Origin of the sequence: Streptomyces sp. NPDC085866 (genome assembly GCF_044541035.1) — a bacterium.
Lineage (GTDB): Bacteria > Actinomycetota > Actinomycetes > Streptomycetales > Streptomycetaceae > Streptomyces.
On the sequence record NZ_JBITSQ010000004.1, the window covers coordinates 583,173 to 607,871 of the forward strand.

Annotated in this window: 24 protein-coding genes; 16 read left to right on the plus strand and 8 right to left on the minus strand. The window is 71.2% G+C overall.

Annotated elements, in window-relative coordinates:
* The first annotated feature begins 13 nt into the window (after positions 1 to 13).
* The 11 genes from ACIF83_RS12680 to serS all read left to right on the plus strand — a co-directional run bounded on the left by ACIF83_RS12680 (position 14) and on the right by serS (position 10,514).
* Positions 14 to 1,156 (plus strand): acyl-CoA dehydrogenase, encoded by a 1,143-nt coding sequence (locus tag ACIF83_RS12680; protein ID WP_399726162.1) that lies wholly within the window; start codon positions 14 to 16, stop codon positions 1,154 to 1,156.
* 115 nt (positions 1,157 to 1,271) lie between these two features.
* Positions 1,272 to 2,570, plus strand: coding sequence for an aspartate aminotransferase family protein (locus ACIF83_RS12685; RefSeq protein WP_393473939.1), 1,299 nt, complete (start codon positions 1,272 to 1,274; stop codon positions 2,568 to 2,570).
* A gap of 2 nt (positions 2,571 to 2,572) precedes the next feature.
* Entirely contained in the window at positions 2,573 to 3,058 is a 486-nt protein-coding gene (locus ACIF83_RS12690) for a type II toxin-antitoxin system RatA family toxin (RefSeq protein ID WP_399726166.1), read from the plus strand.
* 18 nt (positions 3,059 to 3,076) lie between these two features.
* On the plus strand, positions 3,077 to 3,610 hold the full coding sequence (locus ACIF83_RS12695) for a hypothetical protein (RefSeq protein ID WP_386575742.1): 534 nt from the start codon (positions 3,077 to 3,079) through the stop codon (positions 3,608 to 3,610).
* Entirely contained in the window at positions 3,607 to 4,155 is a 549-nt protein-coding gene (locus ACIF83_RS12700) for a flavin reductase family protein (protein ID WP_393473945.1), read from the plus strand. Before ACIF83_RS12695 ends, ACIF83_RS12700 begins: the two co-directional genes overlap by 4 nt.
* Entirely contained in the window at positions 4,152 to 5,132 is a 981-nt protein-coding gene (locus tag ACIF83_RS12705) for a VlmB-like protein (RefSeq protein WP_393473947.1), read from the plus strand. The genes ACIF83_RS12700 and ACIF83_RS12705 overlap by 4 nt, the downstream gene beginning before the upstream one ends.
* The gene (locus tag ACIF83_RS12710) at positions 5,129 to 6,136 is read left to right on the plus strand and encodes a beta-ketoacyl-ACP synthase III (RefSeq protein WP_399726171.1); all 1,008 of its coding nucleotides are present in this window, start codon (positions 5,129 to 5,131) and stop codon (positions 6,134 to 6,136) included. The genes ACIF83_RS12705 and ACIF83_RS12710 overlap by 4 nt, the downstream gene beginning before the upstream one ends.
* 67 nt (positions 6,137 to 6,203) lie before the next feature.
* Entirely contained in the window at positions 6,204 to 6,434 is a 231-nt protein-coding gene (locus tag ACIF83_RS12715) for a phosphopantetheine-binding protein (RefSeq protein ID WP_393473952.1), read from the plus strand.
* The gene (locus tag ACIF83_RS12720) at positions 6,434 to 7,654 is read left to right on the plus strand and encodes a beta-ketoacyl-[acyl-carrier-protein] synthase family protein (RefSeq protein ID WP_393473955.1); all 1,221 of its coding nucleotides are present in this window, start codon (positions 6,434 to 6,436) and stop codon (positions 7,652 to 7,654) included. Before ACIF83_RS12715 ends, ACIF83_RS12720 begins: the two co-directional genes overlap by 1 nt.
* 108 nt (positions 7,655 to 7,762) lie before the next feature.
* Entirely contained in the window at positions 7,763 to 9,244 is a 1,482-nt protein-coding gene (locus ACIF83_RS12725) for an APC family permease (protein WP_393473958.1), read from the plus strand.
* Positions 9,237 to 10,514 (plus strand): serine--tRNA ligase, encoded by a 1,278-nt coding sequence (serS, locus tag ACIF83_RS12730; RefSeq protein ID WP_399726175.1) that lies wholly within the window; start codon positions 9,237 to 9,239, stop codon positions 10,512 to 10,514. Before ACIF83_RS12725 ends, serS begins: the two co-directional genes overlap by 8 nt.
* Before the next feature lie 62 nt (positions 10,515 to 10,576).
* Here the strand turns inward: serS and fabI are convergent, their stop codons facing one another.
* The 6 genes from fabI to ACIF83_RS12760 form a co-directional block, all read right to left on the minus strand.
* Positions 10,577 to 11,344, minus strand: a complete 768-nt coding sequence (gene fabI, locus ACIF83_RS12735; protein ID WP_398140877.1) for an enoyl-ACP reductase FabI — start codon at positions 11,342 to 11,344, stop codon at positions 10,577 to 10,579.
* A complete protein-coding gene (gene fdxA, locus ACIF83_RS12740) occupies positions 11,341 to 11,670 on the minus strand; it encodes a ferredoxin (protein ID WP_393473967.1) in 330 nt (109 codons plus the stop codon). The genes fabI and fdxA overlap by 4 nt, the downstream gene beginning before the upstream one ends.
* Before the next feature lie 28 nt (positions 11,671 to 11,698).
* On the minus strand, positions 11,699 to 13,066 hold the full coding sequence (locus tag ACIF83_RS12745; RefSeq protein WP_399726178.1) for an MFS transporter: 1,368 nt from the start codon (positions 13,064 to 13,066) through the stop codon (positions 11,699 to 11,701).
* Positions 13,067 to 13,219: 153 nt separating this feature from the next.
* On the minus strand, positions 13,220 to 14,335 hold the full coding sequence (locus ACIF83_RS12750; RefSeq protein ID WP_399726181.1) for a fatty acid desaturase family protein: 1,116 nt from the start codon (positions 14,333 to 14,335) through the stop codon (positions 13,220 to 13,222).
* A 262-nt stretch (positions 14,336 to 14,597) separates the two neighbouring features.
* Positions 14,598 to 14,747 (minus strand): hypothetical protein, encoded by a 150-nt coding sequence (locus ACIF83_RS12755; protein ID WP_301971887.1) that lies wholly within the window; start codon positions 14,745 to 14,747, stop codon positions 14,598 to 14,600.
* 28 nt (positions 14,748 to 14,775) lie between these two features.
* Complete coding sequence (locus tag ACIF83_RS12760) at positions 14,776 to 15,783, minus strand: DUF2156 domain-containing protein (protein WP_399726184.1); 1,008 nt, start codon at positions 15,781 to 15,783, stop codon at positions 14,776 to 14,778.
* Between the two features lie 410 nt (positions 15,784 to 16,193).
* Between ACIF83_RS12760 and ACIF83_RS12765 the strand changes: the two genes are divergently transcribed.
* The 4 genes from ACIF83_RS12765 to ACIF83_RS12780 all read left to right on the plus strand — a co-directional run bounded on the left by ACIF83_RS12765 (position 16,194) and on the right by ACIF83_RS12780 (position 19,316).
* Positions 16,194 to 16,979, plus strand: a complete 786-nt coding sequence (locus tag ACIF83_RS12765) for a BTAD domain-containing putative transcriptional regulator (RefSeq protein WP_399726187.1) — start codon at positions 16,194 to 16,196, stop codon at positions 16,977 to 16,979.
* A 122-nt stretch (positions 16,980 to 17,101) separates the two neighbouring features.
* Entirely contained in the window at positions 17,102 to 17,536 is a 435-nt protein-coding gene (locus tag ACIF83_RS12770; RefSeq protein WP_399726190.1) for a hypothetical protein, read from the plus strand.
* Between the two features lie 32 nt (positions 17,537 to 17,568).
* Positions 17,569 to 19,113: an acyl-CoA carboxylase subunit beta gene (locus ACIF83_RS12775; protein WP_399726193.1), complete on the plus strand. Its 1,545-nt coding sequence runs from the start codon at positions 17,569 to 17,571 to the stop codon at positions 19,111 to 19,113.
* 11 nt (positions 19,114 to 19,124) lie between these two features.
* Positions 19,125 to 19,316, plus strand: a complete 192-nt coding sequence (locus ACIF83_RS12780; protein WP_097251889.1) for an acyl-CoA carboxylase epsilon subunit — start codon at positions 19,125 to 19,127, stop codon at positions 19,314 to 19,316.
* Between the two features lie 70 nt (positions 19,317 to 19,386).
* Here the strand turns inward: ACIF83_RS12780 and ACIF83_RS12785 are convergent, their stop codons facing one another.
* Positions 19,387 to 19,809: a DUF6299 family protein gene (locus ACIF83_RS12785; RefSeq protein WP_393473990.1), complete on the minus strand. Its 423-nt coding sequence runs from the start codon at positions 19,807 to 19,809 to the stop codon at positions 19,387 to 19,389.
* A gap of 234 nt (positions 19,810 to 20,043) precedes the next feature.
* Here ACIF83_RS12785 and ACIF83_RS12790 point away from each other — a divergent pair, with 234 nt between their 5' ends.
* Complete coding sequence (locus ACIF83_RS12790) at positions 20,044 to 20,217, plus strand: DUF5999 family protein (protein ID WP_393473993.1); 174 nt, start codon at positions 20,044 to 20,046, stop codon at positions 20,215 to 20,217.
* A 2-nt stretch (positions 20,218 to 20,219) separates the two neighbouring features.
* On the opposite strand, the gene ACIF83_RS12795 is transcribed toward ACIF83_RS12790, so the two are convergent.
* On the minus strand, positions 20,220 to 24,617 hold the full coding sequence (locus tag ACIF83_RS12795) for a hypothetical protein (RefSeq protein ID WP_399726198.1): 4,398 nt from the start codon (positions 24,615 to 24,617) through the stop codon (positions 20,220 to 20,222).
* Positions 24,618 to 24,699 lie beyond the last annotated feature (82 nt).

Genomic DNA, 24,699 nt, shown 5'->3' on the forward strand with positions numbered 1-24,699 from the left:
GCGGAGGTTTCCCGTGCGTTCCCTCGATGCTGCCCGGACCGTCTGCGAGCGGTTCCACCCCGGACTCCTCAAGGAGCTGGAGCAGATTCCGTACGCCGAGCGGGAGCGGCCCGGCAGCCCGGTGATCGACCTGTTCCGCATCCACGGCGGGGTCGGTCTGCTGATACCCGAGGCCTACGGCGGCCACGGAGCCGCCCCGCTCGAGGCGCTGCGGGTCCAGCTCGCCCTCGGCGCGCTCTCGCCGTCCCTGGTCGCGGCCGTGTCCATGCACCACTTCACCGCCGCCATGCTGTACTCGCTGGCGGTCAAGTCGGGCCGGCTCACCGCCGCGCAGACCGAGCTGCTGCACCGGATCGTGCCGGAGCAGCAGGTGATGGCCTCCGGCTGGGCCGAGGGCCGTACCGCGCAGAACATCCTGAAGCCGGCCGTGACCGCGCGTCCGGTCGAGGGCGGGTTCCTGCTGTCCGGCTCGAAGAAGCCGTGCAGCCTGTCGGGTTCGATGAGCCTGCTGACCGCGTCCATCGCCATCCACGGCGAGGAGGGCGGCGAGCCGGAGCTGGCGCTCGCGCTGGTACCGGCCGACGCGCCCGGCATGTCCGTGCACCCGTTCTGGGGCAACGACCTGCTGGCCGGCGCGGAGAGCGACGAGGTACGCCTGGAGGACGTGTTCGTCCCGTCCGAGATGGTCGTCCGGGCCGGCGCCGACGACCCCACCCGCCTCGACGACCTGCAGTCGGCCGGGTTCGTCTGGTTCGAGATGCTGATCTCCGCAGGGTACGCGGGCTCCGCCGCCGCGCTGGTGGAGCAGGTGCTGGAGCGGCAGCGGGGCAGCGCAGAGGAGCGGGCGGCTCTCGCCGTCGACATGGAGGCGACCCTCGCCCTGCTGGAGGGCGTGGCCCGGGGCACCGGTCCGGAGCCGGGCGACGAGGAGTCGGTGGCGCGGGTGCTGATCGCTCGGTACGCGGTGCAAAACGCACTGCCGGGCATTGTGGCTCGGGCGCTGGAGCTGCTGGGCGGGCTGGACTTCATCAGCAACTCCGCGAGCGCGCAAGCCGCTGCCGCTACTCGTGCGCTGGCCTTTCATCCGCCATCTCGACTCGCCGCCGCGGAGCCGCTGCTCGCGTACTTCGGCGGAGGGCCGCTGGTTCTGGCGTAGAGCTCGGCCGGAAGAGCTATGTGGGCGACTGCGGGTCCGTCGTGGCTGTTCGCGCAGTTCCCCGCGCCCCTTCGGGGCGCTCCCCCCCACCCCACCTTTTTGGAGTGAGCGACACGTGACCGTCATCCAGGATTCCCCGGCGCCGGCGACCGCCGTCGACGACGAGGCGGAGATCCTCAACCTGTACCGGGCCCACCTCAGCAAGGGCCGCGCCACGCTCGCCGAGTTGTTCGGCAGCCACATGGAGGTGGCGTCGGAGGGCGCCTGGCTCACCACCAGCGACGGTGAGCGCTTCCTGAACGCGGGCGGCTACGGCGTGTTCATCATGGGCGCCCGGCACCCGATCGTCATGGAGGAGGTGGAGCGTCAGCTGCGCACCCACCCCACCGCGACCCGCATCCTGCTGGAGCCGACTGTGGCCCGCGCCGCCGAGGCCTTGGTCTCCGTGCTGCCGGCCGGGCTCGACCGGGTGCACTTCGCGCTGTCCGGTGCGGAGGCGGTGGAGACCGGTCTGAAGCTGGCCCGTGCGAACGGCTTCAAGCGCACCGTCTCGATGCGCGGCGGCTACCACGGCAAGACGCTGGGCGCCCTGTCTGCGACCGCGAAGGACGTCTACCAGGCGCCGTTCCGCCCGCTCGTGCCCGACTTCCAGCACCTGCCGTTCGGCGACGCCGACGCACTGGAGGCGGAACTGCGGGCGCACCCGGGCGAGGTGTGCGTGATCCTGGAGCCGGTGCAGGGCGAGGGCGGGGTCGTCCTCCCGCCGAAGGGCTACCTCAAGCGGGTCGAGGAGCTGGTCCGCGAGTACGAGGGCTTCCTCATCCTCGACGAGGTGCAGTCCGGCTTCGGGCGGCTCGGCGAGTGGTGGGGCGCCGACATCGAGGGCGTCGTCCCGGACGTCCTGCTCACCGGCAAGGCGCTCGGCGGCGGGGTGATGCCGGTGTCGGCGGCCGTCGCCACCCGCAAGGCGTTCCGCCCCTTCGACAAGGACCCCTACGTCCACACCGCCACCTTCTCCGGGCAGCCGGTGCTGATGGCCGCGGTGCAGGGCGCGATCCGGGCCGTCAAGGAGGAGCGCCTGGTCACCCGGGCGATGGACCTCGGTGCCCGGCTGCTGCCGCGGATCGCGGAGGTCGCCCACCGCAACATCCCCGAGCTGGTGGTGGACGTGCGCGGCCGGGGTCTGCTCATCGGCGTGGAGCTCGTGGAGGCCGGCCTGGCCGGCGAGCTGCTGATCGAGCTGTTCAACCACGGCGTGGTCGCCAACCACTCCATGAACGGCAGCTCGGTGGTGCGGTTCACGCCGCCCGCCGTGCTGGACGACACCGACGTGGACTTCCTCGTCAACTCCTTCGACCTGGCCACCCGCGACCTCATCCGAGGCGCGGCCAAGATGCCGGAAGGCGGTAACTGATCGTGCGGCACGTCGAACTCGATGCCCTGATACCCGCGGAGCAGGCCGAAACGGTCCTGCACGCCGTACGGCGCTGGGAGAAGTACCCGGACCTCGCGCCCCACGTCAACGCGACCACCGTGCACGCCTCCTACCCCGACCCGAAGGCCTCCTCCAGCTGGGAGCTGCACTTCCGCAGCGGCCTGCTGCGCTGGACCGAGGACGACACCGTGCTGCCGGAGAGCGGCGAGATCCGCTTCGAGCAGTCCGACGGCGACTTCGACTCCTTCTCCGGGACCTGGTCTGTGCAGCAGGACGGCACCGACGTCAGCGTCCGCTTCGACGCCGACTTCGACTTCGGCATCCCGAGCCTGGAGGGCATCCTCGACCCGATCGCCGAGCGGGTCATCAAGGAGACCGTCGCCTGGGCGCTGACCGGGCTGTACCCGGCCGTGCGGATCCAGGGCGGCATCGCACTCACCGAGCCCGCCGCGGTCGGCGCCCAGTAGCCCGCCGAGGAGCTGACCATGGACCAGGCGAACCCCTTCGAGACACCACGCACGTACTCGCTGCACCGCGCCGAGTACCTGGTGGGCCTCGCCGTCACCACCGGCCTGATCGTCTACCACTTCGGCGACATCCGCTGGCTGCCGGCGCTCGGACTGTTCCTCTACATCGACCTGATCGGCTACATCCCCGGCGCCATCGCGTTCAAGAAGAGCGGCGGCCGGCCGATCCACAAGGCGTACTACGTCCTCTACAACGTCATGCACAGCCTCATCACGCAGGGCGCGGTGGCCGCGCTGTGGTGCTGGCTGGTCAAGCCCGAGTGGGCGCTGCTGGTGCTGCCGTTCCATCTGTTCGGCGACCGCGGTCTGTTCGGCAACTTCATGAAGTCCTTCGCGCTGCCTTTCGAGCCGGTGCGCCAGGAGGGCTATCTGCGGCTGCTGGACGACCTCGGCCTGCCCCACCCGAAGCCGGTCGGGCACGCCATGGACCCGGTGCCGGTCGGGCACGTCCCGGCGCGGCCGGTCGTACGGGAGACGGAGGCCGTGCGATGACCACCGCGACCGGCGTACGGCGGACGGTCCGGCAGGACCCGGCCGAGCGCCGCCGGGCCCTGTACCACCTGGCGTCCCCGGTGTCGGTGCTGACCACCGGACCCGAGGACCGGATGCACGGCACCACCGCGAGCACGGTCACCCTGGTCTCGCGCTCCCCCCTGCTGGTCGGAGTGGCGCTGCGGGCGGGCTCGTCCTTCGCCCGGCTGGCCGCCGCCGAGGGCCGGTTCGCGATCAACGTGCTCGGCGGCGACCAGGCCGACGTGGCCCGGCGGTTCGCCGACAGCGGCCGGCCCGACGGCGACGAGGCCTTCGCGGGCCTGGCCTGGACGGCGGACCGGTACGCGCACGCCCCGCTGATCGCGGGCGCGCTCGCGCACTACGTCTGCCGGTTCCACTCCGCCCACGACGCGGGCGACAGCGAGCTGCTGCTCGGGTACGTCGTCCGCGCCAACGCCGACAACGGGCGGCTCCCCCTGTTCAGTTACGCCGGCGGGCTGTTCGCCGGCTCCCTGCGCCCGGCGAAGGAGGCCGCCGCATCATGACCGCACCCGTTGCTCCTGAGGCGGACTGGGACAAGGCGCCCGGTCTGCTGGACGGCGCGAAGGAACTCACCCTCGGCCCCGAGGAGTGCGACCTCGCCTACTGGATCACCTCGGTGGCCCAGGGCACGCTGCGCGGCCGCGGGGTGACCGGCCACCACGAGAACGCGATCACCCCGGACTTCCTCAAGGCGCCCGGCCCGTTACGCGAGGCCCTGGTCCTGGAGTTCGGCTTCCGGGCACTGGCGGAGGAGCTGGCCACCCGGCTGCTCGGCCACTACGTCTCCGTCGCGCCCGGCATCCCGCAGATGGAGTTCTACGCCACCCAGCTGATCGACGAGGCCCGGCACGCCAGGGTCTTCCGCCAGCACCTGGTGGAGCTGGGCATCCCGGCGACCACGCTGCTCAAGGACATCGACGAGATGGCCCGGGACTACCGCAAGCGGGTCCTGGACCCGGTGGTGGACTTCACCCTGGACATCGTCCGCGACCAGGCCGACTTCCCCGGCGGAGTCGCCGTGTTCGCCATCATCATCGAGGGTGTGCTCGCCCCGGCGGCCGAGCTGAGCGAGCGCAAGTGGACCCCGCTGTCCCCGGCGACCGGCGAGATCTCGCGTGGCACCGCGATCGACGAGATCCGCCACCTCACCGTGGCCAGCACCATCCTGCGCGACCACGTGATCGAGCACCCGGAGTACAAGCCGCGGCTGCTGGAGATCCTGCGCGCGGGCGTGAAGCTGTGGGACGAGATCCCGGACCGGGAGTTCGTCATCCACCGCGAGGAACTGTTCCAGGAGGGCATGTTCCAGCACGCCGACAAGATCGGGGACTACGAGATCTGGCCGGGTGTCCGGCTGCTCGACACCACCGCCGAACAGCGCTACGACATGGCCGAGCAGTGGACCGACGAGATGGCCGAGGTCCGCATGGACTACATGGGCCTGCCCGTCGGCGTCCTGGCCTCGGAGGCCGGCGCATGAGCACCGGGCGGGCCGCGGTCGTCACCGGCATCGGGTCGTACGTCCCGCCCAATGTGGTGACCAACGACGACCTGGCCGCCCGCCTCGACACCTCCGACGCCTGGATCCGGTCGCGCACCGGGATCGCCGAGCGGAACTTCATCTCCCCGGGCACCTCCACCGGCGATCTGGCGGTGCAGGCCGGCCTGAGGGCGCTGAAGTCGGCGGGTGACGAGGAGGTGGGGGCGGTGGTGCTGGCCACCACCACCCCGGACCAGCCCTGCCCGGCCACCGCACCGCAGGTGGCCGCGCGGCTGGGGCTCGGGCAGGTGCCCGCCTTCGACGTGGCGGCCGTCTGCTCCGGGTTCCTGTACGGCCTGGCCTCGGCCGCGGGGCTGATCGCGGCCGGGATCGCGGACCGGGTGCTGCTGATCGCGGCGGACGCCTTCACCACGATCATCAACCCCGAGGACCGCACCACCGCGGTGATCTTCGCGGACGGCGCGGGGGCGGTGGTGCTGCGCGCGGGCTCGGCCGGTGAACCCGGTGCGATCGGCCCGCTGGTGCTCGGCAGCGACGGCGAGCTGAGCCATCTGATCGAGGTCCCGGCGGGCGGTTCCCGGCAGCGGTCCACCGACCGGCCGGCCGCCCCGGAGGACCACTACTTCCAGATGCTCGGCCGGGACACCTACCGGCACGCGGTGGAGCACATGACCGCCGCGTCCACGGAGGCGGCCGAGCGGGCCGGCTGGCAGCTGGACGACGTCGACCGGTTCGTGGCGCACCAGGCCAACGCCCGGATCCTGGAGGCCGTTTCGGACCGGCTCGGCATCCCCGCCGAGCGGCAGCTGAGCAACATCGCGCGGGTCGGCAACACCGGCGCCGCCTCGATTCCGCTGCTGCTCGCCGAGGCCACCGCCGAGGGCCGGCTCGCCGCGGGCCACCGGGTCCTGCTCACCGCGTTCGGCGGGGGCCTGTCCTGGGGTGCCGCCACCGTCATCTGGCCGGAGCTGCAAACCATCTGACCGATCGTCAGTCACTCATATCGATTCAGCGGTACGCGGGGTGCGTACACCTTCGAAAGGAACCGACATGCTGGAGCAGCTCAAGGAAATCCTGTCCAACAAGCTCAAGGTGTCGCCCGACTCGATCACTCCGGAGGCCACCCGGGAGGACATCGAGCTGGACTCGCTGGCCGTGGTGGAGCTGTCGCTGCTGCTGAAGTCCGAGCTGGACCTGGACATCAGCGACGACGACCTCCTGGAGGCCGAGACCGTGGGCGACATGGTCCGGCTCATGGAGGAGCGGAGCGCGAAGGTCTGATGGCCGGGATGGACATCGCCGTCACCGGGCTCGGCCTGGTCACCCCGGGCGGTATCGGGGTCGGGCCGAGCTGGGCGGCGGTCTGCGACGGCAGGCCGGCCGCCGCCCTCGATCCGGTGCTGGCGGACAACCCTGTACAGATCTCCTGCCGGGTGCCGGACTTCGACCCCGAAACGCTGCTGAGTGCGCGGCGAGCTCACCGCCTGGACAGGTTCGTGCAGTTCGCGCTGGTCGCCGCGCACGAGGCGGTGGCCGACGCGGGCCTCGACCCGCAGACCTGGGACGGCGCACGCGTGGGCGTCGTGCTGGGCTGCGCCGACGGCGGTCCGGGCACGGTCGAGGAACAGCACCATGTGCTGCGCGAGCACGGCGCCGACCGGGTGTCGCCGCTCCTGCTGCCCATGCAGCTGCCGAACATGCTGGCCGGTCAGACGGCCATCGAGTTCGGGGCGACCGGACCCAACCTGGTGGTGGCCACCGCCTGCGCCTCGGGCGCGACGGCCATCGGGACCGCCCGGGACCTGCTGGCGCTCGGCCGGTGCGACATCGTGCTGGCGGGCGGCAGCGAGGCCATGATCACCCCACTGGTCATGGCCGGGTTCGCACAGATGGGCGCGCTGTCCGGGCGGCACGACGATCCGGCGGCCGCGTCCCGCCCGTTCGACGTGGACCGCGACGGCTTCGTCGCCGGTGAGGGCGCGGGGATCCTCGTGATGGAGCGTGTCGCGGACGCCCGCGCCCGCGGTGCGCACATCCACGGCCGGATCATCGGGTACGGCGCGACCGCTGACGCGCATCACATGACGTCGCCGCATCCCGACGGCGCCGGCATCGAGGCGGCCGTACGGGCGGCTCTCGCCGACGCGGGGGCCGATCCGGACGATGTGCAGCACGTCAACGCCCATGGGACTTCGACCCCGTTGAACGACCTGTCGGAGGCCCGGATGATCCAGCGGACCCTGCGTGGGGATCCGTTGGTCACCTCCACGAAGGGAGTCACCGGTCATCTGCTGGGCGCGGCGGGCGCGGTCGAGGCGGCGTTCGCTGTGCTGAGTGTCGAGCACGAGTTGATTCCGCCTGTCGCCAACCTGGTCATGCCCGATCCCCGGATCGAGATCAAGTTGGCGCAGACCGTCACCGAGATGCCCATCGATCTGGCCCTGAGCAACTCGCTGGGCTTCGGCGGTCAGAACACGGCACTGGCGATCGCACCAGCCTGACCAGGTACGACGCCAACAGCAAACAGCCGTCCGCCGGTCCGCCGCGGGCGGCTGTTGCACGTTTCCCGTCCCTCTCCCCAACCCCTTTGAGCAGCCCAGGAGTCACCCATGTCCACCAGTGGTCCCCCACCCTCCCGGAGCCGACTCGGCACCGGGCACATCCTCTTCCTCATCGTCGCCGCCGCAGCCCCCCTCTCCGCCATGGTCGGCACCGTCCCCCTCGCCTTCGCCTTCGGCGACGGAGCCGGCGTGCCCGCGGCCTTCCTGTTCGCCGGAGTCACCCTCCTCTGCTTCTCGGTCGGCTATGCGGTGAGCGCCCGCCGTACCGGAGGCTCCGGCGGCTTCTACGCCTCCGTCGCCGACGGGCTCGGGCGGCCGCCCGCGGTCGCCGCCGGGTATGTCGCTCTGCTGTCGTACAACTGCGCGACGATCGGGCTGGCGGGTGCGCTCGGGTACTTCACACACCTGGTGTTCGCCGCCCACGGGATGACGGTGTCCTGGGAGTGGTGCGCGGCCGTCGGGCTGGTGCTGACGGCCGTGCTCGGCTACCGGGAGATCGCGCTCAGCGCCCGGGTGCTGGCCCTGCTGATGCTCGGCGAGATCGGCGTGCTGGCCGCCCTGGACGTGGCGATCCTGGCCCGGCACGGACTGCATGCGCTGCCCACCGCCTCGTTCTCCCCGCACGTCGCGGTCGGGCACGGCGTCGGTGTCTCGCTGATGTTCGCGTTCGTCTCCTTCATCGGCTTCGAGTCGGCCGCCCTGTACGGCAAGGAGGCGAAGGACCCGCGGCGCAGCGTGCCCAGGGCCACCTACGCGGCCGTCGTCCTGATCGCCGGTTTCTACGCACTCACCAGCTGGCTGGCGGTGGGCGCGGTCGGCAGCGACAAGGTGCGCGAGGTCGCGGGCAAGCAGATGGGCGACCTGTTCTTCGTCCTCGGCGACGACTTCCTCGGCAAGGCGGGCAGCACCGGGCTCCAGGTCCTGCTCTGCACCAGCCTGTTCGCGGCGACGCTGGCCCTGCACAGCGCCGCCAACCGCTACGCCCAGGTGCTCGCCGAGGACGGTCTGCTGCCGCACGGCCTGGCCGCCGAGCACCCGCGGCACCGCTCCCCGCACCGGGCCAGCCTCGCGCAGAGCGCGCTGACCACGCTGGTCGTGGCCGGCTTCGCCGTCGCCGGTCTCGACCCGTACGCCGACCTGACCACCAGCATGCTCGGCCTCGGCACCCTGGGCATCGTCGCCCTGCAGGCGCTGGCCGCGCTGTCCGTGCTCGGGCTGCGGCTGCGGGGCGGCAGTGGGCACTGGTGGCGGGAGCTGCTCGCCCCGCTGCTGGGCTTCGCCGGCCTCGCCGCCTCGGTGTGGCTGGTGGTCGGCAACTTCGACATGCTCACCGGCTCCCCGTCCAAGGTCATCGCCGCGCTGCCCTGGCTGCTGCCGCTGGTCGCCCTGGGCGGCCTGCTGTACGCGGCCCGCCTGCGCTCGGCCCACCCGCTCCGCTACCGCCTCCTCGGCACCCGGCACACCGATACCGCCGTTCCTGAGCAGTCCCCCGCCTCCTCCCCCGCCCTGTCAGGAGACCGCCATGCATGATCCCCACGAGCTGATCGAGGCCGGTCCGGACGCCGTACGGCGCCTGGCCCGCCGCCGCTACGAGCTCGACCTGGACGCCCTGAGCACCGCGCTGCGCGCCCGCTCGGCCACGCAGGCCGAGGTGACCCGGCTGCGCACGGAGCTGAACCGCACCGCCAAGGCCCGCCGCTCCGGCCCGCCCACCGAGGCGGAGAAGGAGTCCGCCCGGGCGCTGCGTGCCGAGGTGCAGCAGGCGGAGGGCGCCGCCCGCACCGCTGCCGGCGAGCTGACGGAGCTGCTGCTGGGCATCCCCAACCTGCCGCTGGACACGGTCCCGGACGGCGACTCGGAGAAGGAGGCCGTGGAGATACGGCGGGGCGGTCCGGACCCGCGCCCCGCGGCCGGTGCCCGGCACCACGCGGAGATCGGCGAGACCCTCGGCGTCCTCGACTCCCCCGCGGCCGCCAAGCTCTCCGGCGCCCGCTTCAGCGTCTCGCACGGCGCCGGAGCCCGTCTCGAGAGGGCCCTCGGCGACTTCTTCCTCGACCTGCACACCCGCGAGCACGGCTACACCGAGCAGTCGGTGCCGTTCCTGGTCAGCCGCGACACGATGACCGGCACCGGACAGCTGCCCAAGTTCGAGGAGGACCTGTTCCGCACCCAGGTCGGCGACCGCGAGCTGTTCCTGATCCCGACCGCCGAGGTCCCGCTGACCAACCTGGTGGCCGGGCAGCTCCTGGACTCCCGGACCCTGCCGTACGCGTTCACCGCCCGCACCCCCTGCTTCCGCGCCGAGGCGGGCGCGTACGGCCGTGACACCCGGGGCGTCCTGCGCCTGCACCAGTTCGAGAAGGTGGAGCTGGTGCGCGTCTGCGCCCCGGAGGAAGCCGAGGAACAGCTGGAGCTGATGGTCTCGCAGGCCGAGGAGTGCCTGCGCCGGCTCGAACTCTCCTTCCGGACCGTCCTGTTGCCCGCGGGCGACCTGGGCTTCTCGGCCCGGACGACGTACGACATCGAGGTCTGGCTGCCGGGCGGCGGCTCCTACCGGGAGATCTCCTCGGTCTCCGACTGCGGCACCTTCCAGGCCCGCCGCGCCGACATCCGGGTCAAGCGCGCCGACGGCCGCAAGACCCCGGCGGCCACCCTGAACGGCTCGGCCCTCCCGATCGGCCGCACGGTCGCCGCGCTGCTGGAGCAGGGCGTCCAGGAGGACGGGTCGCTGGTCCTGCCCGAGGCGCTGGTCCCGTACACCGGCTTCCGGCGCATCCTGCCGGGCGGCGGGACCGAGTAACTGCAGGCGAAAGGGGCGGGAGTTGAGGCTCGATCCTCAACTCCCGCCCCTTTCCGCGCGGTTCACGCGCCCATCATGTGCACCCCGCCGTCCACGTGGACGACCTCGCCCGTGGTGCGCGGGAAGAAGTCCGACAGCAGGGCCACGACCGCGCGGGCGGCCGGGTCCGGGTCGGCGAGGTCCCAGCCGGCCGGGGCCCGCTCGGTCTCCCAGACGTCGGCCAGCTGCGAGAAGCCGGGGATGGACTTGGCGGCCATGGAGCGCAGCGGGCCGGCCGCGACGAGGTTGCTGCGGATGCCGCGGGGGCCGAGGTCGCGGGCGAGGTAGCGGCTGGTGGACTCCAGGGCGGCCTTGGCCACGCCCATCCAGTCGTAGTGCGGCCAGGCTACCGTCGCGTCGAAGGTGAGGCCCACGACCGAGCCACCGCGCCGTTCCAGGAGCGGCAGACAGGCGGTGGTGAGGGATTTCAGGGAGTACGCCGACACGTGCACGGCCGTCGACACGTCGTCCCAGGTGCCGTCCAGGAAGGAGAAGGCGCCCTGGGGGCCGTAGGCGATGGAGTGGACGATGCCGTCGAGGGAGTCGACGTGCTCGCCGATGCGGTCGGCGAGGGTGTCCAGGTGACCCTGGTCGGTGACGTCCAGCTCGATGACGGGGGCGGGCTTGGGCAGGCGGGACGCGAAGCGCTCGATGAGAGTGAGGCGGCCGAAGCCGGTCAGCAGGACCTCGGCGCCCTCCTCCTGGGCGATACGGGCCACGTGGAAGGCGATGGAGGCGTCCGTGACGACCCCGGTCACCAGGATCCGCTTGCCGGCGAGGATGCCGCTCATGCCACCGACACCCCCTTCGGCAGGGCGCTGACCAGCGGCGAGTCATGGTCCTGGGGGCCGAGGGCACTGCCGCCGCCCGGTTCGCCGAGGCTCTCGAAGAAGGCGGCGTTGGAGGCCGCGTGGTCGTCGCCCCACTCCTCGGGCAGGTCGTCCTGGAAGTAGATGGCGTCGACCGGGCACACCGGTTCGCAGGCGCCGCAGTCCACGCATTCGTCCGGATGGATGTACAGGGCGCGCTGCCCCTCGTAGATGCAGTCCACGGGGCATTCGTCGATGCAGGAGCGGTCCTTGACATCGACGCAGGGCAGTCCGATGACGTAGGCCATGCTCAACTCCTTCGGGAAATAGGCGAGTTCAACGGACCGGCCGGCCGGTGGTGCGCTCGCCCAGGGTCAGCACGGTGCCGGCGAGGACGGCCATGGCGGCGGCGATGACGGCGAACAGGGCGCCGGGGCCGTGCGCGTCCAGGACCGGCAGCAGTACGAACGGCAGGGCGGCGGCGCTGAGTTTGGACAGCGAGTAGGCGGCGCCGGAGGCGGTGGCCCGGATCGCGGTGGGGTACTGCTCGGACAGGTAGACGTGCGAGACGCTGGAGAAGACGTTGCTGCACAGCGTGTAGGCGAAGCCGCAGGTGACGATCAGCGCGGCCGAGCCGGCGTAGGCGAACCCGAGTCCGGCCAGGACCATCGCGGCCGCCGACAGTGCGATCAGGGTGCGCCGCTCGATGCGGTCCACGACGGGCAGGGCGAGGGCGGAGCCCACCGGGTAGCCGAGGAAGGACAGCGCCGTGAAGCCGAGGCCGGCGACGATGCCGTAGCCCTTGGCGGCGACGATCTGCGGGGCCAGCGTGCCGAAGCCGTAGTAGCCGATGACCGACAGCACACAGAACAGCCAGAGCACGAGGGTGCGGCGGAGCATGCCGGGGCGGAAGACGTCGCGCAGACGGGAGTGGTCCACGGCCTCCTCGGCCGCCGGCTCGGGCGTCTCCAGCGGCAGCCCGCGGCCCGCCGCCTCCGCCTCCATCCGGGCCACCAGCCGCTCGGCCTCGGCGGCCTTGCCGGTCGCGGCCAGCCAGCGCGGGGACTCGATCAGCTGCCGGCGCAGCACCCACACCACGGCCGAGCCCAGCGCGCCGAGCACGAACAGCCAGCGCCAGCCGGCCACGCCCAGCGGGGTCAGCGGCACCAGCCACAACGCGGCGAAGCCCACCGCGGGCACTCCGCAGAAGGCGAGGGTGTAGGCCGAGGCGATGAACCGGCCGCGCTTCCTCGCGGGCAGCACGTCGGCCAGGTAGCAGTCGGACAGGGCCTGTTCGGCGCCGATGCCGATCCCCGCGAGGAAGCGGGTGACGATCAGCCACGTGGCGTTCGGGGAGAAGGCGCCGAGCAGCGAGAAGACGGAGTAGATCGCGAGGTTGACGAGGAAGGCCCGGCGCCGGCCGAACCGGTCGGCGATCCGGCCGAGCGTCAGGGAACCGATGAACTGGCCGACGAACACGGAGGCCAGGGTGAGTTTGAGCGAGGTGGCGCCGAAGCCGAAGTCGCTCTGCAGCACCTTGCCGATGGTGCCCGACAGGTTGTTCTCGAAGGTGTCGAAGAACAGGCCGACGCCGATGACCGCGGTGAGTCTGCGGTGCAGGGGAGTGATCGGCATACGGTCCAGGCGGACCCCGATCGAGGCGGGAGCGGTGACACCGCCCGCCGCCGCGGTGGTCTGGGACATGGGGCTGGCTCCTTTGGGGACTCCTTGCGAACGCCCCCGTCGCTTCCGGGAAGGAACCGCCCGGGCCACCGGCCGGCCCGGGCGTGCGGCCCGGGGGCCGGGGTGTGGGGGGTGTGGGGGAAGTAGCGGTGTGAGTAAGGGAGTGGGGGGAGGTCAGGCCGCTTCTTCCATGGCCCGGCGGCGGAGCTGCTCCGCCACGTCGCCGCGGCGCACGGGCGCGCTGACCTCGTGCAGGTAGGCGGCGACCTCGCGGTACGAGGCCCAGAACCCGACCTCGTGGTACGGCACCCCGCGCTCGGCGCAGTACTCCATGGTCAGCTCCCGGGCACGTCCGAGGTTCTTCTGCGGCATGGCCGGGAACAGGTGGTGCTCGACCTGGTAGTTGAGGCCGCCGTAGAGGAAGTCGACCAGCCGGTTGGGGCGGATGTTGCGGGAGGTGAGGACCTGGCGCTCCAGCCAGTCCAGGGTCTCCTCCTCGCCGTCGCGGACGTCCATGCCCTTGTGGTTCGGGGCGAAGATCATCCCGAAGTAGACGCCGAGGGCGGCGTGCTGGACCAGGATGAAGGCGACCGCGAGGCCCGGGGACAGGACGGTGAAGACGAGGCCGAGGTAGACGGCGGCGCGCAGCAGGATCAGGAACGTCTCCAGGGCGGGCCGCTTGGTCTTGCCCTGGACGATCGACAGGACCGCGGTCTTCAGCATCTTGAAGCCCTCGAGCACCAGCAGCACGAAGAACAGCACGCTCTGGTAGCGCACGACGAACTTCTGGGTGCCCTTGCGGCTCGGGTACTGCTTGATGTCGAAGATGGCGGTGCGCCGGCCGATGTCCGGGTCCATGTCCAGGTGGTTGGGGTTGCTGTGGTGCCGGTTGTGGTGGTTGACCCACCAGCCGTAGCTGACCCCGTTGACCAGGTTGGCGTGGATGTAGCCGACCGCGGAGGCGGCCTTCTTGCTGCGGAACATCGCCTTGTGGCCGGCGTCGTGCCACATGAACGCCGACTGGCCGCCGCACAGGCCCATCCACAGGGCCGTGACCAGCTGCCACCAGGAGTCGCCCAGCTCGAAGAAGGCGGCGAACCCGATCAGCAGCAGGGTGGTGTTGAGGGCCAGCTTGCCCACGTAGTAGCGGGGGTCGAGGTCGAGGAGGCCCTCGGCCTTGACCCGTTTGAGCAGCTCGGCGAAGGTCGCCGAGGCACCGGTGCGCTGCCCGGCGCCGGCGCCTCCACCGGCGGCGAGTGCCCCGGCTTCTTGTATGTGCGGACGCTGCATGCGTTGCTCTCCTTGGGAGAAGTGCCCGGATCGGGCGGCGGCGCCGCTGCCCCGCGGACCTGCGGGCGCCGCGAGTCGACAAGGCTCCCGCGTGCGGTCACCGTCGCGGGCGCATCCGCCCGGCGGACCCGGGCGACGGGGGCACAGTGCGGTACTCCCGGGCCCGGACCGCCGGGCGAACGTGCGTCCAGCGTTCCGTGGAACGCTGATGTGACACTGATGCCGGTCTGATCGGGTGGGCGGTGCGTCTTCGGTGCGCGGCTCAGGCGGCCGCCCCGGTGCGCAGCCGCTCGTCGAGGGCGCGCACGACCGCGTCGGCGGCCTCGGCGACCGCCTCGTCGTCGGGGGCCCCGATGACGGCCATCAACTGCTCGACCATGGCGTGCTGGAGTTCCTCGGTGGACTGGCTCATGTCGTCGTCTCCTTGGGGTGAGAGTGGGTCAGAAGGCGTTGCAGGCACGGAAGATGTGCGCGAAGCCGGGCAGCGAGGCCTGCGGCCCGTCGAAGGCGACGTACTCGGGAATCAGCACGTCGGGGGCCCACTTCTGCTTGTACGACAGCTGCGTCTGCGCCGGGTACAGCGCCGCGCCCTCGGCCCACAGGGCGTGCATCAGCCACTGGAACGCGGGGCTGTGGCCGTCGAGTTCGTGGCCGGCGTCCAGGCCGGTGAACGGCGTGAACCCGAAGTGCAGCCACTCGACGCCCTCGGCCCGGAACACCTCGATGGCGTGCGCGTTGATGGCCTCCATCAGGCCCGGGGAGCCCTCGGGGACACGGCGGCTGAGGTCGTGCATCCAGCCGGCCCGGCTGCCGTAGACCGGCGAGTACGAGATGTAGGCGACCGGGGCGCCGTCGATGGTGCCGGTGAAGAGCCGCCGGTGCGCCTGGGCCGCGCCGCCGATCTGGCCGACAAGGAACTCCAGTTGCTGGGCGCCGCCCTTGGAGCCGAGCCAGGCCCGGTCGATGGCGGCGATGGCGTCCTGCACGTCGGCCGCGTCGACCTCCTGGATCTGCAGGCCGTTGCGGTGGGCGCGGGAGATCTTGTTGCGCAGCTGCATGAACTTGGTGCCGCGCAGGGTGAACTCGGGGAGGCCCACCGCCCAGGAGGCGCCGACCTGGTTGACGGTGAAGCCGAGCGCGGCGTAGCGCTCGGCGTCGGTGCGCTGGAGCTGGACGCCGACGAGGCTGAGGCCCTCGTCGCGGACGTACTTCCGGAAGGCCTCCAGGAGGGTGCCGTAGTCCTGCTCGGCGGCGAAGGGGCCGCCGAACTGCACGGCGTGGCGGCCGGTGCGGCGGTAGACGACGACACCGTCCGCGTCCGGGACGGTGAAGACACTGTTTCCGCTGTTGAGCGCCAGGAACGAACTCGGGTTCTCGCTTGCCGTGTGGGCGCGTATCGCCTCGAGAATCGGGGTGCCCGTGCTGGTTTCGGTGGTGGTCGCGGTCATTCCCGTACCCCTTTCGGGAGCGTTTTCCATCGAAGGGAGTACAGCACCGAGAGGATGCCCGGGAAAAGGGCCACAAGGAATTCATTGCCGGTGTCAGAAGCGTGTCAGCATTCCGTCAGCGAGTGGTGCCACTGTGGCTCCAGACCGGAATTCCGTACGCGGTGACCACGAATTCACCAGTCGACGCACGGAACGAACTTTTCCCACCCGGTGCTGCGCCAACGGCGGCTCGGCACCGGTCCCCCAGGACCGCCGGCCGCCCCCCGTCCCGGCGGAGCAACCGCCCCGGCGGGCCGTCCAGGAAGCAGACGCCCGCCGGGGCGCGGCGCGTTCGGCCACCCTGTCTTTCACCGCAGCACGACCCCGTAAAGAAACACCTTCGCCAGGAATTTTCACCAAGGGGGGAAGACATGCTGAGGTTCTCCATTCTCGGGGCACTGCAGATACTCACCGCATTCGGCCCGGCGGACATCTCCGGCGATCTGCAGCGCACCCTCGTGCAGACGCTGCTGGTCAGCGAGGGCCAGCCGGTGTCCGGGGAGAGCCTGGCCGAGGAGATGTGGGGGGACGCCGTCCCCGACAACCAGGCCAACGCGCTCCAGGCCCATGTCAGCCGGTTACGCCGCCGGCTCCGTGATCTGGAGCCGGACCGGCCGGCCTCCCGGGTGACCATGCACCCGTCCGGCTACCGGCTGGGCATCGGGGAGGGCGAGCTGGACGCGGCCGAGTTCATCCGGGCGGTGCGGCTGGCCGAGTCCGCGGCGCCGGACGACGCGGCCCGCACCGCACGACTGCTGGGCGACGCGCTCGGAATGTGGCGCGGCCCCGTCTTCGGCGGGTTCGCCGGCGGGACGCTGTGCCAGCTGGCCGGTGCCCGCTACGAGGAGTACCGGATGCGGGCCATGGAGCTGCGCTTCGACGCCGAGCTGCGGCTGGGCCGGCATGCCGCCGTGCTCGCGGAGCTGACCGAGGCGCACACCAACCATCCCCTGCGGGAGCGCTTCTGCGAGCAGCTGATGATCGCCCTGTACGGCTCGGGAAGGCAGGCCGACGCCCTGGACGTCTTCCGCCGGATGCGCCGCCACCTCGACGACGAACTCGGCATCCAGCCATCCCCCGCCCTGCGCCGGGTGGAGAGCGCGATCCTCTCCCACGACCCCGCGCTGACCGGCGATCTGCGCCTGCAACCGGCTTGAGGACCGGTCGACTCGAGGGAGGTGCGAGCAGGACCGCGTAAGCAGTCCGTCAGTCACCGGTCAGTCCGCCTTGGCACGCTCGACGGGCAAGTGGAATCAGACCCCCTACCTTCGGAGGCCCCATGACCACGAGCCAGACCCCGGCACACACGGCGACGCATACGCCGACCCGTGTCGCCGCGGCGCGCCCGTTACGGACCTTTCTCGCGCTGGACGCGGCCGTGACCGCCGCCAACGGCCTGATCTACCTGCTCGCCGCGGGCCCGGTGGGCGATCTGCTCGGCCTCGATGCCGGATTCCTACGGGGCATCGGTGTGTTCCTCACGGTGTACGGCGGCCTCGTGGCGCTGCTGGCGAGCCGTCCGGTGCCGAGCACGGCCGCCACGAAGGCGGTCATCGAGGCCAACGCGCTGTGGGCGGTGGCGTCCGTCGCCACCGCGGTGTTCGGCTGGTTCGGCCCGAACACCGTCGGCACGGTGTGGACCGTGCTGCAGGCAGCGGTCGTGGGGGCGTTCGCCGCGCTCCAGTCGAGCGGGCTGCGCAGGCTCGGTAACTGACGTTCCGTCACTTCAGGGAAACAGGGGGAGACATGAGGTCCCACGTCGAGGAACTGGCCGGCATACGCGAGAGCGTCCTCGCCGGCCCCGGTGAGAAGGCGACCGCCGCCCAGAAGGCCAAGGGCAAGCTCACCGTGCGCGAACGGATCGGCCTGCTCCTCGACGAGGGCTCCTTCCAGGAGGTCGAGCCACTGCGCCGGCACCGGGCGACCGGGTTCGGCCTGGAGGCGAAGAAGCCGTACACCGACGGTGTCGTCACCGGCTGGGGCACGGTCGAGGGCCGGACCGTCTTCGTCTACGCCCATGACTTCCGGATCTTCGGCGGCGCGCTGGGCGAGGCGCACGCCGCCAAGATCCACAAGATCATGGACATGGCCATCGCGGCGGGCGCACCCCTGGTCTCCCTGAACGACGGCGCGGGCGCCCGCATCCAGGAGGGCGTCACCGCCCTCGCGGGCTACGGCGGCATCTTCCGGCGCAACACGGCGGCGTCCGGTGTCATCCCGCAGATCAGCGTGATGCTCGGCCCGTGCGCCGGAGGTGCCGCCTACAGTCCCGCGCTCACCGACTTCGTGTTCATGGTCCGCGAGACCTCCCAGATGTTCATCACGGGACCGGACGTGGTCAAGGCCGTCACCGGCGAGGAGATCACCCAGAACGGCCTCGGCGGCGCCGACGTCCACGCGGAGACCAGCGGGGTGTGCCACTTCGCCTATGACGACGAGGAGACCTGCCTGGAGGAGGTCCGCTACCTGCTGTCCCTCCTCCCCCGCAACAACCGCGAGAACCCGCCCGCCGTGCCCTGCGACGACCCGGCCGACCGCCGCTGCGAGACGCTGGCCGACCTGGTGCCGGTCGACGGCAACCGGCCGTACGACATGGCCAAGGTCATCGAGGAGATCGTCGACGACGGCGAGTACCTGGAGGTCCACCAGCGCTGGGCGCGGAACATCATCTGCGCGCTGGCCCGCCTGGACGGCCAGGTGGTCGGGATCGTCGCCAACCAGCCGCAGGCCCTGGCCGGCGTCCTGGACATCGAGGCGTCCGAGAAGGCGGCCCGCTTCGTGCAGCTGTGCGACGCGTTCAGCATCCCGATCGTCACCCTGCTCGACGTGCCCGGCTTCCTGCCGGGCGTCGGCCAGGAGCACGGCGGCATCATCCGCCACGGCGCGAAGCTGCTCTACGCCTACTGCGACGCGACCGTGCCGAGGATTTCGCTCATCCTGCGCAAGGCGTACGGAGGTGCCTACATCGTCATGGACTCCCAGTCGATCGGCGCCGACCTCACCTACGCCTGGCCCACCAACGAGATCGCCGTGATGGGCGCGGAAGGCGCCGCCAACGTCATCTTCCGCCGCCAGATCGCCGAGGCCGACGACCCCGAGGCCAAGCGTGCCGAGCTGGTCAAGGAGTACAAGGCCGAGCTGATGCACCCGTACTACGCCGCCGAGCGCGGCCTGGTGGACGACGTGATCGACCCGGCCGACACCCGCCGCGTCCTCATCGGCGCGCTGGCGATGCTGCGCACCAAGCATGCCGAACGCCCCGCCCGCAAGCACGGCAACCCCCCTCAGTGACGGAGGTCCCCATGTCCGTATCCCCCACAGCCCCCATCCGCGTCGAGAAGGGCGAGGCCACCGAGGAGGAGCTGGCCGCCCTCGCGGTGCTGCTGCTCAGCCGCACGGCCCTGGCCGGGTCCGGCGCCGAGCCGTCCTCCCCCGGCACCACCTCCTGGCGCCCGCACGCCTTCCACGCCCCCCACAGCTGGCAGCGCTCCTGACTCCCGACGACAGGACCGAGCGGCCCGGCACACGTACCTGCGACGTGTGCCGGGCCGTTCGGCGTGGGTGTCACTGCTGGACGAGAGTGACGTCCTGCTCCTGGAGCGCGTGGAAGGCGGGCAGCGGGACGATGCCCGCGGGGCGCAGCTCCATGAGCGTGGCCTCCACATGGGCCGTGCCGGCCTTGAGGGAGTCGGCCGAGACCTTGCCGGAGTTCTGCCAGGGGTGCTCGGCGCCGTCGCACAGGGCGGCGCTGCCGCCGATGCCGTGCTTGAGCCCGGGGTCGTCCTGGCTGACCGAGGAGCTGACGAAGACCGGTCCGGTGTTGCCGGTGCAGCGGTAGGTGCCGGAGAGGGTGACGGTGCCGTCGGCGGCGATCCGGCCGGTGGGGGCGACGGTGACGGTCTCGCCCACGTCGGCGGTGGCCGGGGCGGCGGCACACAGCAGCGCGGCGGCACCGAGGGCGGCGGCGAGGGCGGGGCGTACGGGCATGGGATACCTCCCGGTTGCGTGGGGTGGGGGCCTCCACTGGTACCGGGCGGCGTTGCCGCCGGGCGTGATCATCACCCCTTCGGTGGCGCGTCATGGAACCGTCCGGGAGTTGTCCGCATGTTGTCACGCTTCACGGCGGGCGGTTCCGGGGCGTTCACGACGGGAGCATGGTCTATGCATGACGGGCGGCGGCCGAACCGGCCGGCCCCCTCACATCCGCTGTGGAGGTGCGCCATGTGCTCCTACGAAATCTCGTGCGCCGCGTCCGACACCGGCACCCCGCACACCGTGTCCGCCCACCCCGAACAGGGCTGGGCCCTGCTCTGCGACGGCTCGATCCGCTTCGACGACAGCGGGGAGCTGCTCGCGGACGGCAGCGTGGTCCAGCCGCACCGGGTGCCCGCGTAGCGTCATGCCTGTTCGAGTTCCACCGCCCACGCCTCCGGGCCGTCGTAGCGGAACGCGATCAGCCCTGTGACCTTCCGGTTCTCGTGCAGACCACGCACGAGTCCCGCCCGGCTCGGCACGGTGAAGGCCTGGATGCCCCGGCCGAAGTCGATGGTGCCCGATGCCCGGCTCCTGATCTGGGAGACGCGGCCCTCGAGCCGGGTCAGATAGGCGGGCGGCGGCTCGCCCTCCCGGCGGTTCCAGTCCTTCAGGTCGCGGTGAGAGACGAGCCGGCCCAGCTCCGTCCCCGCGCCCAGCCATTCGTACGCGCTGGAGTGACGATTGGCGAAGCCGCTGGCCCGGTCCCGGCACCGGTCGAGTTTCTGCCGGTACTCGTCGATAGCGGAGTCCTGGCCCGCGAGCACACGCAGACACGCGAGTACATAGTCGTAGAAGAGGGCTTCCCTGGTGGACTCGGTCCGTGCCCAGGTGTGGACGTGGTCGGCCGCACGGTCCAGCGAAGCGGGCAGGAACCGCGCCACCTGCAACCACTCCCGCAGGCTCGTGAAGTCGCGGGGGTTGTCCATGAGGTTCGCGCTGAGGAGCTCGACGGCCTGCTTGACGTCGTTCGGCGTCGCCTTGCGCCAGGACCCGCTGCGCTGCCGGTAGGCACGGGCCAGCCGTCGGCGCACCGTGGGTTTGTACGTGTCCGCACGGTCCAGCAGATTGCGCCAGCCCTGCAGCAGCGCCTGGTAGTTGTCGTAGAGCTTGTGGAGTTCCACCTCCGTCTCCTCCGCCCGGTACGACAGCCGGTCCGAACCGCGAATCTCGAGCACCGCGTCGAGGGCGTCCTCGGCGTCCTCCAGCAGGGCCCGGTAGACGCCCGCGCTCTGGCGGGCCAGGAACGCGGAGTAGGTCTCGGCCCCCGAGTGTCTGAACCCGAACTCGATGACCTTGATGCACATCTGGGCCAGCGCGATGTGCCCGTACTCACTGGAGTCGTCGAGTTCCGTGGCCTTCTCGAAGGAGGCGCGCGCGGACTCGACGAGTTCCAGAATGCGTTTCTCGCGGTTCTTGACGTCCTCGTGGGAGTGCGCCCGGCTCTCGCTGATGGACCTGATCTCGTTGCGGAAGACCATCCCGCGCATGTGGTGCAGCAGCGGGTCGCCCGACGAGAGCGAGATGGCCCGGTCCAGCGCGCGCAGGGCGGCCGCGAAGTCACGGGAGTCGTACGACAGCAGGCGGCCGTAGTGGCCCCAGTAGTGGGATTCGCCGGGGAAGGTCTCCACCAGGGCACGCATCACTTCCTTGCGCCCCGGCACCGTCATCTGCTGCAGCAGCTCCGTATACGTACCGGTCCGCTGGAACTCCACCGGCTCCCGTGCGTCGCGCTGGATGAACAGGCGATCCAGGAGGATCTTCAGATTGTCGGGCAGGCTGTGCTGGAAGACCTCACCCGCGTGTCCGACGAGCTTCACGCACCACGTCGGCAGCGCGACCTTCCAGTCGTCGGGCCCGTGGGCGGCGGCGGACGGGAGCAGGAGCTGCTTGAGCACCTCCTCGGCGATGAGGCTGTGGGAGAGCCGCCACATTCCGTCGCTCTCCTCGATGAGCATCGCCTGGAGCCGCTCGTCGACGTGCTTGCGCAGGTCCACTTCGTCGGCGCGCGGCACACCGAGCAGGTTCGCGAAGAGGTCGGCGGGCACGGGGACGCCGCTGTAGCGGTGCGCGAGGGCCAGCAGGACGCAGATCTCCCGGTCGATCTCGGAGATGCCGTCGAGGAACTGGCCGACGTATCCCGGCAGTCCCTCGAAGTCCTTGACGAAGGCGGTCAGGGCGAAGAAGAACGGGACGCTCTGCTGCGACTCCTCAACCGCCAGTTCGAGCAGGGCGCTCTCCCGCTCCGGCACGAGTGCGGCGAAGTGCCGGGCCATCTCGATCCGGTCGTCGAGCCTGCGCATCGGGCCGATCCGCACGCTCCGCTGCGACGAGAACGCGGGCGTCTCCCCGCGCGGTGCCGGCACGTCGGCCAGCCGGCCCAGCCCGGTCCGGCGGGTGGTGATCAGCATGACCGCGGGGACGCTGCTGGCCCGCAGCATCTCGTAGAGCCGCTCCTGGGAGGGCTCCGGGAGGAGTTCGAGCACCAGCAGGACAGGGCTGCCGGTCTCGGACGCCAGGTCGCCGACGAGCTGGGCCATTACGGCGTCGTCCTGGCTGCCGCGGGCCACCACCGTCGGGAACTCGTCCTTGAGGGTCCAGGCCACACGCCGGGCGATGGTCGTGCCGCCGGCGCCAGGGGTGTGACCGAGCATCACACGCAGCGTGTCGCGCTGTTCCAGGGCGCTTCTGACCTGCCCGGTGAACTCCTCCGTGACAGGGCGGGGCAGGTCCAGCTGAAGATCCAGCTCGAACCAGGAGATGGGGCGGCCGCGGTAGAAGGCGCCCACCTCGAACTCGCCCGCCTCGGACTCCACGCCGACTTCGGAGTGCAGCAGGACGGCCGTGTCGTCGAAGCGCGCCAGCAGGCCCTCGGAGAGTTCGATGACTCCTCTCTCGGCCGGAACGCGCGGTCTGCGGCCCTCCACGGTGACCGGATCCGGGGCGGGCAACGCTTCCAGGAGGTCGTCCGGCTCACAGGTGAGGAGTTCGACGTCGTACTCGGCGATGCTGCCCTCACCGGTGCCGGAGACGGAGAAGACCTTCGCCCGGTCCTCGAAGACGTCGATGCACGTCTCCACCACGGCGCGCTCGGCGCTGCGGCCCTCGCCGAAGCACACGACCGACACCGGCCGTCCGGAGTGGCGGCTCAGCGCCTCGAGCGAGTCCCGTACGAACGGCAGGTAGAAGGAGCGCCAGCGGCGCAGTGCCGTGACCGGAGAGACCGGGTCGACGTCACTCATCCCCGCCGCCGCGATCCAGGTAGTGCTGGTGCGCCCGAACAGCATGTCCTGGTCACGCAGCCGGAGGCGGTGGATGCGGTTCTGTCCGGTCGAGGCGGCCGCCCAGCCGCCGTCGACGTCGGTGTTCGGGTTGAGTTCGACGACCAGGTTCCAGCCGAGCGCGGCGAACTTCCGCCGCGCCTCCTCGCCGAAGGCCGCGGAGTCGATCACGGCGACGGTGGTACGGCGGGAACTCCATCGGTCGCAGGCGTCGAAGAGTCTGTCCACCGCGGCCGAGACCTCCGGTCCGCTCTCGGCCACGCGGATGAGGCTGCAGCGGGGCGCGGACGGAACGGGCGGGCGGACACCGCGCAGGGCCAGGAACCGGCCCAGGGCGCTGCAGGCCAGTTGGTAGAACCACAGCCGGTCCCGTGGCGCGACGGTCGTGTCCCGGGTGGCGAAAAGCAGCGCGTTGCCCACCATCGACAGGGCGTACTGGTCCTGCCAGTCGTCGCGCATGGACAGGTCGTCGGCGTACGACTCACCGGCTTCGGCGATGTCGTTCGCGAGGTTGCACAGCCCCACCACCTGGAGCGCCGAGCCGATCTCCGCCGACGGATCCACCAGGAAGTCGGCCACCGCCTTTCGCTGAACGTCCGTCAGCTGAGGCAGCTCGCTGAGAATGAGGGCCAGTGTCAGATGGGCGAGGTCGCGGGAGAGGGGCGCGTCGGCCGTGTATCCGGACAGGTCGATGAGCCGGTAGCTGTCGCCGTCGACGCGCGGTGACATCGGCAGCAGGATGTTGTCCGCGTGCAGATCACCATGGGCCCGCCCGAGGATCGCCATGACGTGGTCGCTGTCCAGACCTTCCCAGACGGGGAGGCCGAGCCATGCGACCACGTTCGGTACGACCTGGCCGTCCGAGAAGCTGATCCAGAGCGGTGTCCGGCCGGCGGCGGGGTCGTAGGCGAGCTGGTCGGCCAGTGTCGCCACCGGACCGTCCTTGTCCAGCCGCGTGCCGAGATGGCTCACCAGGAAGTCCCGGGCCGTTCTGCGCCGGATCTCCGAGGGCTCGGGATTCCAGTCGGCGAGGACCGAGCGCGCCACGATCCCGGCGAGTTCCGGGAGTTCGCGGCCGCGCTGGGCGGACAGCGGACGAACGGTGCGGATACTGCCGCCGGCGACCTCCTGGAACATCACCTTCCAGCCGCCGCGCACACTCAAGGGCTCGACGGGCTGCTTGACCAGGTGCCGGTCGGCGAATCCCTCGGGGGCCTCGCGCAGGGCACTGTCGTGGCGGCCCGGCTCACCTCCGGTCGGGCCCGGCGGGCAAATCTTCATGACGACCCTGCCGTTGAAGAGCGGGCCGGTCAACGCGACAGCCGCCAGCTTGGCCTTGCTCCTGCCGGGAGTCAGCCACTTGTCGAAGGCGATCTGCATGCCACGGTCGTGCTGCCACTTCTCCAGCTCGTCGACGACCGCGGGTTCGACCTTGGCGCCACTCAAGTCGTCGGCCAGCGCGGGCCCTTCCACGGATGCCACCGGTCCCGGCATACCTCGTCCCCTCCGTGATCACGCTTCCACCGAGGGTAGCCGTATCCCGTCTCCCGCGGACCCGTTCGGG

Bases quoted from the DNA above. Each gene is read 5' to 3' on its own strand.
- ACIF83_RS12695 (WP_386575742.1), top strand. From the start codon at position 3,077: ATGGACCAGGCGAACCCCTTCGAGACACCACGCACGTACTCGCTGCAC.
- ACIF83_RS12700 (WP_393473945.1), top strand. From the start codon at position 3,607: ATGACCACCGCGACCGGCGTACGGCGGACGGTCCGGCAGGACCCGGCC.
- ACIF83_RS12705 (WP_393473947.1), top strand. From the start codon at position 4,152: ATGACCGCACCCGTTGCTCCTGAGGCGGACTGGGACAAGGCGCCCGGT.
- ACIF83_RS12710 (WP_399726171.1), top strand. From the start codon at position 5,129: ATGAGCACCGGGCGGGCCGCGGTCGTCACCGGCATCGGGTCGTACGTC.
- ACIF83_RS12715 (WP_393473952.1), top strand. From the start codon at position 6,204: ATGCTGGAGCAGCTCAAGGAAATCCTGTCCAACAAGCTCAAGGTGTCG.
- ACIF83_RS12720 (WP_393473955.1), top strand. From the start codon at position 6,434: ATGGCCGGGATGGACATCGCCGTCACCGGGCTCGGCCTGGTCACCCCG.
- ACIF83_RS12725 (WP_393473958.1), top strand. From the start codon at position 7,763: ATGTCCACCAGTGGTCCCCCACCCTCCCGGAGCCGACTCGGCACCGGG.
- serS (WP_399726175.1), top strand. From the start codon at position 9,237: ATGCATGATCCCCACGAGCTGATCGAGGCCGGTCCGGACGCCGTACGG.
- fabI (WP_398140877.1), bottom strand. From the start codon at position 11,344: ATGAGCGGCATCCTCGCCGGCAAGCGGATCCTGGTGACCGGGGTCGTC.
- fdxA (WP_393473967.1), bottom strand. From the start codon at position 11,670: ATGGCCTACGTCATCGGACTGCCCTGCGTCGATGTCAAGGACCGCTCC.
- ACIF83_RS12745 (WP_399726178.1), bottom strand. From the start codon at position 13,066: ATGTCCCAGACCACCGCGGCGGCGGGCGGTGTCACCGCTCCCGCCTCG.
- ACIF83_RS12750 (WP_399726181.1), bottom strand. From the start codon at position 14,335: ATGCAGCGTCCGCACATACAAGAAGCCGGGGCACTCGCCGCCGGTGGA.
- ACIF83_RS12755 (WP_301971887.1), bottom strand. From the start codon at position 14,747: ATGAGCCAGTCCACCGAGGAACTCCAGCACGCCATGGTCGAGCAGTTG.
- ACIF83_RS12760 (WP_399726184.1), bottom strand. From the start codon at position 15,783: ATGACCGCGACCACCACCGAAACCAGCACGGGCACCCCGATTCTCGAG.
- ACIF83_RS12765 (WP_399726187.1), top strand. From the start codon at position 16,194: ATGCTGAGGTTCTCCATTCTCGGGGCACTGCAGATACTCACCGCATTC.
- ACIF83_RS12770 (WP_399726190.1), top strand. From the start codon at position 17,102: ATGACCACGAGCCAGACCCCGGCACACACGGCGACGCATACGCCGACC.
- ACIF83_RS12775 (WP_399726193.1), top strand. From the start codon at position 17,569: ATGAGGTCCCACGTCGAGGAACTGGCCGGCATACGCGAGAGCGTCCTC.
- ACIF83_RS12780 (WP_097251889.1), top strand. From the start codon at position 19,125: ATGTCCGTATCCCCCACAGCCCCCATCCGCGTCGAGAAGGGCGAGGCC.
- ACIF83_RS12785 (WP_393473990.1), bottom strand. From the start codon at position 19,809: ATGCCCGTACGCCCCGCCCTCGCCGCCGCCCTCGGTGCCGCCGCGCTG.
- ACIF83_RS12790 (WP_393473993.1), top strand. From the start codon at position 20,044: ATGTGCTCCTACGAAATCTCGTGCGCCGCGTCCGACACCGGCACCCCG.